Source organism: Microbacterium croceum, assembly GCF_023091245.1.
Classification (GTDB): Bacteria; Actinomycetota; Actinomycetes; order Actinomycetales; family Microbacteriaceae; genus Microbacterium; species Microbacterium croceum.
Genome location: NZ_JAHWXN010000001.1, coordinates 2812222 through 2826017, shown reverse-complemented (window position 1 = coordinate 2826017; position 13796 = coordinate 2812222). Strand labels below are relative to the sequence as shown.

The following is a 13796-nucleotide window of genomic DNA, read 5'->3' as shown; positions in this document are numbered from 1 at the left end:
ACGGGGGCGCTCCTGCCCCAGCGAAAGGCTCTTTCTCGTGGCAATTCTCGAGTTCGTCCTGCAGGTCGTGCTGGGCATCACCAGCGTCCTGCTGACCCTCCTCATCCTTCTGCACAAGGGTCGCGGTGGTGGCCTCTCCGACATGTTCGGTGGGGGCATGACCTCAGCAGTCGGATCCTCCGGTCTCGCGGAGCGGAACCTGAACCGCTTCACTGTCGTTCTGGCCCTGGTCTGGTTCGTGGCGATCGTCGCGCTGGGCCTCATCACGAAGTTCGAGGTGATCTGATGGCTACCGGTGGTAACGCCATTCGCGGTACACGTGTCGGTTCCGGTCCCATGGGGGAGCAGGATCACGGCTACCACGCTGACCGCATCGCGGTCTCCTACTGGGACGGCCTCGGCAACGAGACGGTGCGCTACTTCGCCGCCGGGCTCCCCGAGGAGGAGATCCCCGAGACGATCGATCATCCGCAGTCCGGGCTTCCCGCCGGCCGCGACAAGGAGAACCCTCCTGCCCTCGCGAAGGCCGAGCCGTACAAGACGCACCTCGCCTATGTGAAGGAGCGCCGCACGGACGAAGAAGCCGTTCAGCTTCTCGACGACGCTCTGAATCAGCTCCGAGAGCGTCGGGGACAGTGATCTCCACCTGACGAAAGACGAAGCCGCCGCGAATGATCGCGGCGGCTTCGTCGTTTCCGTCAGCGGCATCCGGCCGCCGCGTCGATGTAGTTCTGCGGTGGGTATCCGTAGGCCCAGACACCGTTCGCGTCATCGGTGTATCCCATGCTGATCGCCCAGGCGGTCGCCCATTTCTCGATGCTGTCCTGCGTGGAGGCGTCGTACATGTCGGCACATTTCACGCTGATCGCATGACCGACTTCGTGCACCACCAGCGCCTTGCTCCGGTCGGCCGGCCACTGCTCGGCGACGGAGTTCGACAGCTGGATCGTGGCGCGCCCGGGTTCGTCCCACCACCAGGTCGTGTAGCCGCCCATGCTGCCGTTGTATCCGACGCCGTTGACGATCGGCGCCCAATCGAACTCGAGCAGGACGCCAGGAGCGATCGAGCGCGCGAACGCCTCGACTTCCAGACGCGTGGCCAGCAACGGTCCGGACTTCTCCGCGAGCTCCGCGTCTTCGGAAGCGACGAGCTGAGCGGCCGCGGACTGCAGAGACGTGAACGCGGTCACCGCATCGGCGTCGATCGTCGTGACGGCGGATGCTGTCGCCGCAGCCTCGCGCAGAGCGATGACGTCGTCGTTGCGCGCCGAGATGTGGGCCGCTTCGTGATCTGCGGCGGCCGAGGCCGTTGTCGTCAGCAGGGAGAGTCCCGACTCCGTGAGCGCGTCGCCCGCGGTGCCGATCGCCTCGCGCTCGCTCTGCATCCGGTCCTCGAGACGCGCAACGCTCCGGCGGTCCTCGTCGAGCGCACCGGCACCGGCATACAGGTCCCAGAACCAGGTGGGCTTCTCTCCGACGGCGGGGACGGCCTCCGCGAGGAGAGAATCGGCAGCAGCAGCCGCATCCTCTGCGTCGGCGACCGACGCGGTCACGTCGCCTTTGGCGGCGGGGTCGACCAGCGCCCCCGTGTCGCTCTCCAGGATCAGGGCCGCCGACTCCTGGACGTCGCGCAGATCAGCGGTCGCCTCGTCGAGCGTGAGCCGTGCGCCTGCTGCCGTCTGCGCGGCCTCCCGGTACTGCACCTCCGCCGCGTCATAGCTCGCGTCGGCTGTGAGCTGGAGCGTGGAGACCGTCGCGATGACGGCGATACCCCCGACGAGCCCCCAGAGGAGCCCCGGGCGGCGTTTCCGGATGCGGGTCCGGGGTGGCGACGCAGAGAAATACGGGGGCAGCGCATGCCCTCCGGGCAGAGCGGCATCCCGAGACTCGCTCGCACTCACGTCGTTCACGGCTTCCCTTCCGCCTGAGCGAAGGCATGGACATTGCGACGAGTTTAGTCAGCCATTCCCGGATGACCCGCCGCCGGGGGTGGGTGCTGCCGCCCCGGTGTCGCTGCGACAGCGATCGCTCTGGTTCTGTCGATACCGCGGAAGCCGGGCCCCGTCATCATCGCGCGGTTCGGGGTGTCGACGCAGAAATCCCGGCCTGACCGTTGCTGGTCTGACCGGGATTCTCTGTGGAGGGGCTGACGAGAATCGAACTCGCATCATCTGTTTGGAAGACAGAGGCTTTACCACTAAGCTACAGCCCCGTTGTCGGACGATCTCGGAGATCACGAACCGACCTGTCCATCATAGCGGACTGTCGAGGGTGTTCCTGTCCGTTAGACTCGATGGGGCTGAATCTGCGTGCGGATTCCCCGGGGCGTAGCTCAGTTTGGTAGAGCGCCCGCTTTGGGAGCGGGAGGTCGCAGGTTCAACTCCTGTCGCCCCGACACGGCTCGACAAGCCTTCAAGCCGCGTGTCAGCGCGGAAACCACAAGGAGAACACACCAGCATGGCGAACAGCACCGTCGAGAAGCTGACCCCGACCCGGGTCAAGCTCAGCATCACGGTCACCCCGGACGACCTCAAGCCGAGCATTGCTCACGCATACGAGCACATCGCTCAGGACGTCCAGATCCCCGGATTCCGCAAGGGCAAGGTCCCGGCCCCGATCATCGATCAGCGCATCGGTCGCGGCGCGGTGATCGAGCATGCCGTCAACGAGGGCCTCGACAAGTTCTTCCGCGAGGCCACGGTCGAGCACAAGCTCCGCGTCGTCGGACGTCCGGCTGCCGACATCACCCAGTGGCCGAACGAGAAGGACTTCTCGGGCGACCTGCTGGTCGACATCGAGGTGGACGTGCGCCCCGAGATCGAGCTGCCCCCGTACGACGGCATCACCGTGACCGTCGACGCCGTCGAGGCCGATGACGCTGCGCTCGACGCGGAGCTCGACAACATGCGCGCGCGCTTCGGCACGCTCATCCCTGTCGACCGTCCGGCAGCGAAGGGCGACTTCGTCGAGCTCGACCTGGTCGCCACGATCGATGGCGTCGAGATCGACCGCGCCGAGGGCGTCTCCTACGAGATCGGCTCCGGTGAGCTGCTCGAGGGCATCGACGACGCGATCGAGTCGCTCACCGCGGGTGAGGACACCACCTTCCGTTCCGCGCTCGTCGGCGGCGACCACGCCGGCTCCGAGGCCGAGGTCTCCGTGAGCGTCAAGGCTGTCAAGGAGCGCGAGCTTCCTGCTGCCGACGACGACTTCGCGCAGATCGCGAGCGAGTTCGACACCATCGCCGAGCTCCGTGAGAGCCTCGCCGAGCGTGTCGCGCAGCAGGGCGTCTTCACGCAGGGCTCCGCAGCCCGCGACAAGCTCGTCGAGGTGCTGCTCGAGCAGATCGAGATCCCGGTTCCGCCGAAGCTCATCGAGGACGAGGTGCACAACCACCTCGAGGGCGAAGGTCGTCTCGAGGACGACGTGCACCGTGCCGAGGTCACCGAGGCGAGCGAGAAGCAGTTCCGCACGCAGGTGCTGCTCGACACGATCGCCGAGCAGGCCGATGTGCAGGTCTCGCAGGAGGAGCTCAGCCAGTACCTCGTCCAGTCCGCTGCGCAGTACGGAATGGCTCCCCAGGAGTTCGTCGAGGCGCTGCAGTCCTCCAACCAGCTTCCGGCGCTCGTCGGAGAGGTCGCACGCAACAAGGCGCTCGCGATCGCTCTCGGCAAGGTGAACGTCGTCGACAGCAACGGCAAGACCGTCGACCTTTCCGACTTCATCGTCGTCGATGATGAGGCCGCTGAGGCTGAGGCTGAGGCTGAGGAGAAGCCTGCCAAGAAGGCTCCGGCCAAGAAGCCGGCTGCGAAGAAGGCTCCGGCCAAGAAGGCCGACGACGCTGCGGACTCCGAGAAGGAGCCGGCTGAGAAGAAGCCTGCGGCCAAGAAGCCGGCGGCGAAGAAGGCTCCCGCGAAGAAGGCCGCCGACAAGGCGGAGTGATCGCGGATCGAATCACCAGAAGGGGCGGATGCTGCGGCATCCGCCCCTTCTCTCGTCACACGAAGGATCACGATGGACACCTGGGACGCGCGGATCGACGCGGTGTGGGATGACGCCGCCCTGACGGACGCGGAACGCATCGAGCGTATCGACGAGCTGGCGCACGAACGACCCGTAGCCGACGCGCGCGCCCTGTTCGAGCGAGCGGGCGCGCGCGACTCCGCGGGACTCGAGGCGGAGGCCGAGACGCTGTACCGCGAGGCGCTGGCTGCCGGATTGGACGACGAGCATCGTCCTCAGGCCGTGATCCAACTGGCGAGCACGTTGCGCAACCTCGGTCGCATCGATGAGGCGGTCGAGATGCTGAGGATCGAGAGAGACCGCGGAGGCGCGTTCCAGGATGCGGCGTCCGCGTTCTACGCGTTGGCGCTGGTGTCGCAGGGCGATGCGCGCGCCGGTGCTGCCGTCGCGCTCGAAGCTCTGGCGCCGCACCTACCGCGGTACACGCGCTCCGTCTCCGCGTACGCCCGCGAGCTGAGCGGTCCGCCACGCTGATATGCCGACGGCGAACACGGGCTGGGGCCCGCGTTGTCGCCGGTAGATTCGAATCACTGAAACACGGAATCAGGAGCTGACATGGCTGCAGAACCCCTCGTCGCAACGAGCGTCTTCGACAGACTGCTGAAAGATCGCATCATCTGGCTGGGCTCAGAGGTGCGAGACCAGAATGCCAACGAGATCTGCGCGAAGATCCTTCTTCTCGCCGCAGAAGACTCTGAGAAGGACATCTACCTCTACATCAACTCGCCCGGTGGCTCCATCACCGCCGGAATGGCGATCTACGACACGATGCAGTTCGTGCCGAACGACATCGTCACGGTCGGCATCGGCATGGCCGCGTCGATGGGGCAGCTGCTGCTGACCAGCGGCACCAAGGGTAAGCGCTACATCACGCCGAACGCGCGCGTGCTGCTGCACCAGCCCCACGGTGGCTTCGGTGGCACGTCGAGCGACATCCAGACCCAGGCGCAGCTCATCCTGTCGATGAAGAAGCGTCTGGCCGAGATCACGGCGGGACAGACCGGAAAGTCTGTCGAGCAGATCAACGAGGACGGCGACCGCGACCGCTGGTTCACGGCGGAAGAAGCGCTCGAGTACGGCTTCGTCGACCACATCCGCGAGCACGCCAGCGACGTCGCCGGTGGCGGCGGCACTGCGGACGCCGCAGAGTAAACCGGATTCGAAAGGACACCATGTACACCCCCACTTTCCAATCCGCAGGGAACCTTCCGTCCAGCCGTTACGTGCTCCCGCAGTTCGAGGAGCGCACGGCCTACGGCTTCAAGCGCCAGGACCCGTACAACAAGCTGTTCGAAGACCGCGTCATCTTCCTGGGCGTCCAGGTCGACGATGCATCGGCGGACGACGTGATGGCGCAGCTCCTCGTGCTGGAGAGCCAGGACGCCGAGCGTGACATCACGATGTACATCAACTCGCCCGGTGGCTCGTTCACCGCGATGACGGCGATCTACGACACGATGCAGTACGTCGCACCGCAGATCCAGACCGTCGTGCTCGGCCAGGCGGCCTCCGCCGCGTCCGTGCTGCTCGCAGCGGGTGCCCCCGGGAAGCGTCTCGCGTTGCCGAACGCCCGTGTGCTGATCCACCAGCCCGCGATGGGCGAGGCTGGGCAGGGCCAGGCGTCCGACATCGAGATCCAGGCGGCGGAGATCCTCCGGATGCGCACCTGGCTCGAGGAGACCATGGCGAAGCACACCGGTAAGCCGGCCGAGCAGGTCAACCGGGACATCGACCGCGACAACATCCTCTCGGCCGAGCAGGCGCTCGAGTACGGCATCGTCGACCAGGTGCTCACCTCGCGCAAGCGCGCGTAACGATCACCGAGAAGGGGCGGCAGTCATCGCGACTGCCGCCCCTTCTTCGTGTCTGGGCGGCAGATGCGCAGAGCGCAGCGGGCGATCTGCTCATATGAGCATCGACGTGCACCTCCGAGGGAACAGTCGTACGCTGTACACGGAAGGAGGTTGCCGTGGAAGACGAACTGCTCATGGTCCGTATCGCCGAGTTGTACTACGACGAGGACAAGACTCAGGACGAGATCGGCGCCCTCCTCAAGGTCTCGCGCTGGAAGGTCGGGCGTCTGCTCACTCAGGCGCGGGAACGCGGCATCGTCCGCATCGAGATCGTTCACCCGCGGGCGCGACGGCTGGGACTGGAGCGGCTCCTGATCGAGCGGCACGGGCTCGCCGAAGCCGTCGTGGTGCCGGCACCGGATGGCGATGATGGCACCCTCGAGCGCGTGGCACAGGCGGCGGCCGACTACCTCACAGCTCTGCGCCCCGTGCCTCGCACGCTGGGTGTGAGCTGGGGCCGCACTCTGCGAGCGGTCGCCGAGGCGCTGCCGGACGGGTGGGCGAGCGGGGTGACCGTCGTGCAGCTCAACGGAGGCGTCAGCCTCAACCGTCGTTCCGGGGGAGCGGCCGGCCTCGCCGTCACGATCGCCCAGCGCGCGTCCGGACATGTCTCGCTGCTGCCGAGCCCCGCGATCCTCGAACGTGTGGAGACCAAGCAGGCCATCGAGTCGGACCGCACCGTCGCCGCCATCCTCGAAGAGGCGGCGGATGCGCAGGCATTCCTTTTCACGGCCGGTCCTTGCGACGCGTCATCCGCCCATGTCGAGAACGGCTATCTCAGTGCAGAGGACGTCGAAGAGCTCGCGCGCCGAGGAGCAGTCGGAGACGTGCTCGGACGCTACGTCGACGCCGAGGGCAACGTCGTCGACTCCCAGCTCGACGCCCGCACGGTAGGTGTCGCCCTGGACCGACTTCGCGGCGCGGAGCGGGCGATCTTCGTGACCGCCGGCCGCGCCAAGCACGACATCGCGCGCACCGTGGTCACCAGCGGCCTGTGCAGCGTTCTGGTGACCGATGAGACCACAGCACGAGCATTGTTGGAGGAACAGTGACGACCACAGAACTCAGCCGCAGGACGGCGGTGGATGTCCTCGGCGGTGAGCCGGATGACGCCACCCTCCGTCGCTTCCTGCACGGCCTTCCCGGCGTCGACGCCGTCGGCCTGGAGCAGCGCGCGGCCGGACTCGGCACTCGCTCGATCAAGACCACGTCGAAGGCCTGGGCCCTCGACAAGATCATCTCGCTGATCGACCTGACGACTCTGGAGGGCGCGGACACTCCCGGCAAGGTGCGTTCGCTCGTCGCCAAGGCCAAGAACCCTGATGCTGCTGACGCCTCGACCCCCCAGGTCGCCGCCGTCTGCGTCTACGGCGACATGGTGCCGGATGCGGTGGCCGCTCTCGGTGCCCAGCACGGCGATCCCGACGATGGGCTGATCTCCGTCGCCGCCGTCGCAACCGCGTTCCCGAGCGGACGTTCCTCGCTTGCCATCAAGCTCGCCGACACGGCTGAAGCCGTCGCGGCCGGCGCTGACGAGATCGACATGGTGATCGACCGCGGGGCGTTCCTGTCCGGTCGATACGGCTTGGTCTACGACCAGATCGTCCAGGTGAAGGAGGCATGTCGTCGCGCGGATGGCTCCTCCGCATCGCTCAAGGTCATCCTCGAGACGGGTGAGCTCAACACGTACGACAACATCAAGCGGGCGTCCTGGCTCGGCATCCTCGCCGGCGGCGACTTCATCAAGACGTCGACCGGAAAGGTGCAGCCTGCGGCCACGCTTCCGACCACCCTGCTGATGCTCGAGACGGTGCGCGACTGGCACCAGGGCACGGGTGCGAAGATCGGTGTGAAGCCGGCCGGCGGCATCCGCGCGTCCAAGGACGCGGTGAAGTACCTCGTTACCGTCGCTGAGACGGTCGGTGAGGAGTGGCTTCAGCCGCACCTGTTCCGCTTCGGCGCTTCGAGCCTTCTGAACGACGTGCTGCTGCAGCGCCAGAAGCTCACCACCGGCCACTACTCCGGCCCCGACTACGTCACGATCGACTAGGAGCCTCATATGTCATTCCTGGAATACGCTCCGGCTCCCGAGTCCACGGCAGTCCTGAACCTCAAGGACAGCTACGGACTGTTCATCGACGGCGAGTTCGTCGACGGCACCGGCTCCAGCTTCACCACGATCTCGCCGTCGAGCGAGAAGCGCATCGCCGAGATCGCCTCGGCCAGCGACGAAGACATCGACCGCGCGGTCGCTGCGGCCCGCCGTGCGTACGACAAGACCTGGTCGAAGATGAGCGGCCGCGACCGCGGGAAGTACCTGTTCCGCATCGCCCGCCTGGTGCAGGAGCGCGCCCGCGAACTCGCGGTGGCCGAGAGCCTCGACAACGGCAAGCCCATCAAGGAGAGCCGCGACGTCGACGTGCCCCTGGTCGCATCCTGGTTCTTCTACTACGCGGGATGGGCTGACAAGCTCGATCACGCCGGACTCGGCGCGAACCCCCGCGCGCTCGGCGTCGCCGGGCAGATCATCCCGTGGAACTTCCCGCTGCTCATGCTGGCGTGGAAGGTCGCTCCCGCTCTCGCGGCCGGCAGCACGGTCGTGCTCAAGCCCGCCGAGACCACCCCGCTGACGGCCCTGATCTTCGCCGAGATCCTGCAGCAGGCCGACCTGCCCGCGGGTGTCGTGAACATCGTGACGGGTGCTGGTGCGACCGGTGCCGCGCTCGTGCGCCACCCGGACGTCGACAAGGTCGCCTTCACCGGTTCCACCGGCGTCGGACGCGACATCGCCCGTGCCGTCGCCGGGACGCCCAAGAAGCTCACGCTCGAGCTCGGTGGCAAAGCCGCGAACATCGTGTTCGACGACGCTCCCATCGATCAGGCCGTCGAGGGCATCGTCAACGGCATCTTCTTCAACCAGGGACACGTGTGCTGCGCGGGCAGCCGTCTGCTCGTGCAGGAGTCGATCCACGACGAGGTCATCGATCGGCTGAAGAACCGCCTGTCGACGCTGCGTCTGGGCGACCCGCTCGACAAGAACACCGATATCGGTGCGATCAACTCGGCCGCGCAGCTGGCGCGCATCCGCGAGCTCAGCGACATCGGAGAGGCCGAAGGCGCCGAGCGCTGGACCGCCGACTGCGTGATCCCGGAGAAGGGCTTCTGGTTCGCGCCGACGATCTTCACCGGAGTCGAGGCCTCGCACCGCATTGCCCGTGACGAGGTGTTCGGACCTGTGCTGTCAGTGCTCACCTTCCGCACCCCGGCCGAGGCGATCGCCAAGGCGAACAACACTCCCTACGGTCTCTCGGCCGGTATCTGGTCGGACAAGGGATCGCGGATCCTCGCGGTCGCCGATCGGCTGCGGGCCGGTGTCATCTGGGCGAACACGTTCAACCGATTCGATCCGTCGAGCCCGTTCGGCGGCTACAAGGAGTCCGGATACGGCCGCGAGGGCGGACGACAGGGGCTCACCGCCTACCTGAAGGGAGCCGCATCGTGAGCAAGCGACTGAGCGTGCCGAAGACGTACAAGCTGGCGATCGGCGGGGCCTTCCCGCGGAGCGAGTCCGGTCGCACCTACGAAGTGCTCTCCGCGAAGGGCGCTTTCCTCGCGAACGCCGCGCAGGGATCCCGTAAGGACGCCCGAGATGCCGTCGTGGCCGCCCGCGCCGCGGTCAAGGGCTGGTCGGGGGCCACCGCCTACAACCGTGGACAGGTGCTCTACCGCGTCGCGGAGGTCCTGGAAGGACGCCGCGCGCAGTTCATCGACGAGATCATCGCACAGGAAGGCGTGTCGGCCGCGGCCGCAGGCTCGCAGGTGGACGAAGCGATCGACCTGTGGGTCTGGTACGCGGGGTGGTGCGACAAGTATGCGCAGGTCGCCGGCAACGCGAACCCGGTGTCCGGTCCGTACTTCAACATCTCGCTCCCCGAGCCGACCGGCGTGGTCGCGATCGTCGCGCCCCAGGACTCGGCGCTGCTGGGCTTCGTCTCGGTCGTCGCTCCGGCACTCGTCGCCGGCAACACCGTCGTCGTGATCGCCAGCGAGCAGCACCCGCTCTCGGCGATCAGCCTCGCCGAGGTGCTGGCGACGAGTGACGTGCCCGGGGGAGTCGTCAACGTCCTCACCGGATCGCCCGCCGAGATCGCGCCGTGGCTCGCCTCGCACCAGGACGTGAACGCCCTCGATCTCGCCGGCGCGGGGAACCTCGACTGGGTCGACCTGCAGATCGCTGCTGCCGACACGCTCACGCGTGTGCTCCCGCCGGGAGAGGTCGTCGCGTCGCCCGAGCGTATCGGCGCCTTCACCGAGATCAAGACGGTGTGGCACACCAAGAGCATGGTCTGATCGCTTCGCATACACAGGGACCCGCAGCGCGCACCATGCGTTGCGGGTCCTTCTGTATCGTCTCGGACTCGGTTCAGGAGAGTACGCCTCAATGCGTCCCGGTGTCGGATGCAGCGGTTAGGCTCGGATGACGATCTCTGGATCCCCTAGGAGGACGCGCATGGCCCGTATCGGTGAAAGCGCTGACCTGTTCAAGTGCTCATTCTGTGGAAAGAGTCAGAAGCAGGTGCAGCAGCTCATCGCTGGCCCCGGTGTGTACATCTGCGATGAATGCGTCGAGCTGTGCAACGAGATCATCGAGGAGCGCATGGCGGAGTCCTCCGCGGACGGCGTCGCCGAGTTCGATCTGCCCAAGCCGCGAGAGATCTTCTCGTTCCTCGAGGAGTACGTCGTCGGTCAAGAGCCTGCGAAGCGCGCATTGGCTGTGGCCGTCTACAACCACTACAAGCGGATTCGCGCACGCGGCACGCTGCAGACTGCCGAGCAGAAGGCCGACGAGGTCGAGATCGCCAAGAGCAACATCCTCCTCATCGGTCCGACCGGCTGCGGCAAGACCTATCTCGCGCAGACGCTGGCGAAGCAGCTCAACGTCCCGTTCGCCGTCGCCGACGCGACCGCGCTGACCGAGGCCGGCTACGTCGGCGAAGACGTCGAGAACATCCTCCTCAAGCTGATCCAGGCCGCCGACTACGACGTGAAGCGGGCCGAGCAGGGCATCATCTACATCGACGAGGTCGACAAGATCGCGCGCAAGGCCGAGAACCCGTCGATCACGCGCGACGTGTCCGGCGAGGGCGTGCAGCAGGCACTGCTGAAGATCATCGAGGGTACAGTCGCCTCGGTGCCGCCGCAGGGCGGACGCAAGCACCCGCACCAGGAGTTCCTGCAGATCGACACCTCGAACGTGCTGTTCATCGTGGCCGGTGCATTCGCCGGGCTCGAAGACATCGTCTCGGCACGTGTCGGCAAGCACGGCATCGGCTTCGGTGCCCCGCTGCACGACAAGGGGAAGGACCTCGACCTTTTCGGCGAGGTGCTGCCAGAGGACCTGCACAAGTTCGGGCTGATCCCCGAGTTCATCGGGCGTCTGCCTGTGGTGACCTCGGTGTCGCCTCTGGACCAGGCCGCGCTCATCGACATCCTCACCGGTCCGCGTAACGCGCTGGTGAAGCAGTACCAGCGCATGTTCGAGATCGACGGCGTCCAGCTCGAGTTCGACGAGGACGCGCTGCGCTCGATCGCCGACCTGGCTGTGGAGCGCAAGACCGGTGCGCGCGGGCTCCGCGCGATCCTGGAAGACGTTCTGGGCCCGATCATGTTCGAGATCCCCTCGGCGGACGACGTTGCGAAGGTGATCATCACCCGCGCGGCGGTCGACGAAGGTGCGCCTCCCACGATCGTGCTGGAGCGCAAGCGCAAGAGCGCCTGACAGCCGACCATCACCTCGTGCACGGGGACGTCGTCACGACGTCCCCGTGAGGCTCGACTCCGCGAGACCGGCCGTCTGACGCTTCTCAGGCCTCGAGTCCGCGGCGCTTGAGCAGCGGGGCGATGTCGGCGACACGGCCGCGGAAGTCGTGGTACGCCTCGAGGGGATCCTTCGATCCGCCCACACCGAGCAGCAGTCGGCGGAACCGATCGCCGTTCTCGCGGGTGAGTCCACCGTTTTCGCGGAACCAGTCCACCGTGTCGGCGTCGAGCACCTCGCTCCAGATGTATGAGTAGTACCCGGCGCTGTATCCGCCCGAGAAGACGTGGGCGAAATACGTCGAGGAGTACCGGGTCGGCACCACCGGGTCGTCCAGACCGATATCGGCCAGCGCTGCGGCTTCGAAAGCGGCGACGTCGTCGATCTCGGCATCCGTCCCGACCCGGTGCCAGGCCTGATCGAGCCATGCCGCCGCGAGATACTCGCTCGTCGCGTGTCCCTGGTCGAAGGTCTCGGTAGCGCGGAGACGCTCTACGATCGCGGGGTCCAGGGGCTCGCCGGTCTCATGGTGGCGGGCATAGTTGTCGAGCACCTCGGGCCAGAGGATCCACATCTCGTTGACCTGGCTCGGGAACTCGACGAAGTCACGGAACACGTTCGTCCCCGCGAAGTGCGGATAGGTGACGGTGGCGAAGAGACCATGGAGGGCGTGCCCGAACTCGTGGAAGAGGGTCGTGACCTCGTCGAGTGTGAGAAGGGTGGGCTCGCCGTCCCCAGGGAGGGGGACGTTGAGGTTGTTCACCACGACCGGGGAGGTACCGCGTAGGCGCGACTGGCTCACGATCGGGTTCATCCACGCGCCGCCGCGCTTGGAATCCCGGGTGTACAGATCGAGGATGTAGAGACCCAGAGGAGACCCGTCGGCGTTGCTGACCTCGAAGACCCGCGCACCGGGGTGATATGAGACCAGATCCGGGCGCTCGGCGAAGGTCACGCCGTACAGGCGCGTCGCCGCGAAGAAGACACCGTCCTGCAGCACCCGCTCGGCCTCGAACCAGGGACGCAGGGCGCTGGTATCGATGTCGTACAGCGCCTCGCGGACCTTCTCGGTGTAGAACGCCCAGTCATGCGCCTCGACGGGGAAGGGCTCTGGTTCGGTGCGGTCGACGATCAGTTGCAGCGCCTCCCGTTCGGCGCGCGCATTCGCGGCGGATGGTGCAGCCAGGGCGCGCAGCATGTCTTCCACGGCTCCGGGATTGCCGGCGGTCTCGTCGGCTGTGACGTAAGCCGCGTGCGACTCGTAACCGAGGAGTGCCGCGCGCTCGGCGCGGAGGCGCACGATCTCGCGCAGCACGGGGCGGTTGTCGTTCGCGTTGTCACGGGATCCGCGCGCCTGCGAGGCGGCCATGATCGCACGGCGGGAGTTGCGGTTGCGCAGCTGTGCCAGGTACGGATGCCCGGTGAACAGGGTGAGCGAGACGACGTAATGACCGTCGAGCCCGCGCTCGGCGGCCGAGCGAGCGGCGGCGGAAAGTTCGCCGGCACTCAATCCGTCGAGCTGCTCGGCGGCGTCGAAGACCACGGCCAGATCGTTCGTGTCGTTCAGGAGGTTGCGTTCGAAGGTGTTGCTCAGCGTGGAGAGCTGCTGATTGAGCAGAGTCAGATGCGCCTTCGCCTCGTCGTCAAGAGCCGCGCCCGCATGCGTCATCTCGCGGTGATGGCGCTCGACGAGATAGCGCTGCTCCGGGGTGAGGTCGAGGGAGTCGAGCTGGTCGAACACCTGCTGCACGCGCCAGTAGAGAGGGCCGTTCAGCGACACCGCATCGGTGTGCGCTGCCATCAACGGCGCGAGCTGCTCGTCGACGGCTTGGATCTCGGGGGTCGCATCGGCCGAGCTGACCGTGTAGAACGCGTGGGCCACACGCTCAAGAGTCCCGCCCGCCCGCTCCAGCGCTTCGATCGTGTTCTCGAAGGTCGGCATCGAGCGCACCATCGTGATGCGGGAGATCTCCTGCAGGTGCTCCTCGAACGCGGCGCGGAACGCCGGGATGTAGTGCTCGGGACGGATCGCACGATAGTCGGGGATGCCGTACGGCAAGGTCGACGGCTGGAGCAGCGGGTTCGCGGTATCGGTCATCCTC

At 66.7% G+C, this 13796-nt stretch carries 13 protein-coding genes and 2 tRNA genes; 12 read left to right on the top strand and 3 right to left on the bottom strand.

The window, feature by feature from the left end; all coding sequences use genetic code 11:
• Window positions 1-37: 37 nt before the first annotated feature.
• Window positions 38-286 carry a preprotein translocase subunit SecG gene (gene secG / locus KZC51_RS13415; RefSeq protein ID WP_247630445.1) on the top strand — a complete coding sequence of 83 codons (249 nt, stop codon included), beginning with the start codon at window positions 38-40 and terminating at the stop codon, window positions 284-286.
• The gene (locus KZC51_RS13410) at window positions 286-639 is read left to right on the top strand and encodes an RNA polymerase-binding protein RbpA (protein ID WP_247630444.1); all 354 of its coding nucleotides are present in this window, start codon (window positions 286-288) and stop codon (window positions 637-639) included. Before secG ends, KZC51_RS13410 begins: the two co-directional genes overlap by 1 nt.
• Before the next feature lie 59 nt (window positions 640-698).
• Here KZC51_RS13410 and KZC51_RS13405 read toward each other — a convergent pair whose 3' ends face one another.
• Together KZC51_RS13405 and KZC51_RS13400 are read right to left on the bottom strand one after the other, a co-directional pair.
• Window positions 699-1910, bottom strand: coding sequence for a hypothetical protein (locus tag KZC51_RS13405; protein WP_247630443.1), 1212 nt, complete (start codon window positions 1908-1910; stop codon window positions 699-701).
• A gap of 228 nt (window positions 1911-2138) precedes the next feature.
• A tRNA-Gly gene (locus tag KZC51_RS13400) sits at window positions 2139-2212 on the bottom strand.
• Between the two features lie 109 nt (window positions 2213-2321).
• Here KZC51_RS13400 and KZC51_RS13395 point away from each other — a divergent pair.
• From KZC51_RS13395 to clpX, 10 genes are all read left to right on the top strand, one after another.
• A tRNA-Pro gene (locus tag KZC51_RS13395) sits at window positions 2322-2395 on the top strand.
• A gap of 62 nt (window positions 2396-2457) precedes the next feature.
• Complete coding sequence (gene tig, locus KZC51_RS13390) at window positions 2458-3942, top strand: trigger factor (RefSeq protein ID WP_247630442.1); 1485 nt, start codon at window positions 2458-2460, stop codon at window positions 3940-3942.
• Window positions 3943-4014: 72 nt separating this feature from the next.
• The gene (locus KZC51_RS13385) at window positions 4015-4497 is read left to right on the top strand and encodes a tetratricopeptide repeat protein (RefSeq protein WP_247630441.1); all 483 of its coding nucleotides are present in this window, start codon (window positions 4015-4017) and stop codon (window positions 4495-4497) included.
• Window positions 4498-4578: 81 nt separating this feature from the next.
• The gene (locus KZC51_RS13380; RefSeq protein WP_247630440.1) at window positions 4579-5175 is read left to right on the top strand and encodes an ATP-dependent Clp protease proteolytic subunit; all 597 of its coding nucleotides are present in this window, start codon (window positions 4579-4581) and stop codon (window positions 5173-5175) included.
• A gap of 20 nt (window positions 5176-5195) precedes the next feature.
• Window positions 5196-5837: an ATP-dependent Clp protease proteolytic subunit gene (locus tag KZC51_RS13375; protein ID WP_247630439.1), complete on the top strand. Its 642-nt coding sequence runs from the start codon at window positions 5196-5198 to the stop codon at window positions 5835-5837.
• A gap of 155 nt (window positions 5838-5992) precedes the next feature.
• Window positions 5993-6928: a sugar-binding transcriptional regulator gene (locus KZC51_RS13370; protein WP_247630438.1), complete on the top strand. Its 936-nt coding sequence runs from the start codon at window positions 5993-5995 to the stop codon at window positions 6926-6928.
• A 29-nt stretch (window positions 6929-6957) separates the two neighbouring features.
• A complete protein-coding gene (gene deoC, locus KZC51_RS13365; RefSeq protein WP_372491798.1) occupies window positions 6958-7926 on the top strand; it encodes a deoxyribose-phosphate aldolase in 969 nt (322 codons plus the stop codon).
• Window positions 7927-7935: 9 nt separating this feature from the next.
• On the top strand, window positions 7936-9378 hold the full coding sequence (locus KZC51_RS13360) for an aldehyde dehydrogenase family protein (protein WP_247630436.1): 1443 nt from the start codon (window positions 7936-7938) through the stop codon (window positions 9376-9378).
• Complete coding sequence (locus tag KZC51_RS13355) at window positions 9375-10226, top strand: aldehyde dehydrogenase family protein (RefSeq protein ID WP_247630435.1); 852 nt, start codon at window positions 9375-9377, stop codon at window positions 10224-10226. The genes KZC51_RS13360 and KZC51_RS13355 overlap by 4 nt, the downstream gene beginning before the upstream one ends.
• Before the next feature lie 160 nt (window positions 10227-10386).
• Window positions 10387-11655, top strand: a complete 1269-nt coding sequence (gene clpX, locus KZC51_RS13350; protein ID WP_247630434.1) for an ATP-dependent Clp protease ATP-binding subunit ClpX — start codon at window positions 10387-10389, stop codon at window positions 11653-11655.
• A gap of 85 nt (window positions 11656-11740) precedes the next feature.
• Here the strand turns inward: clpX and KZC51_RS13345 are convergent, their stop codons facing one another.
• Window positions 11741-13792 carry a M3 family metallopeptidase gene (locus KZC51_RS13345; RefSeq protein ID WP_247630433.1) on the bottom strand — a complete coding sequence of 684 codons (2052 nt, stop codon included), beginning with the start codon at window positions 13790-13792 and terminating at the stop codon, window positions 11741-11743.
• Window positions 13793-13796: the final 4 nt, after the last annotated feature.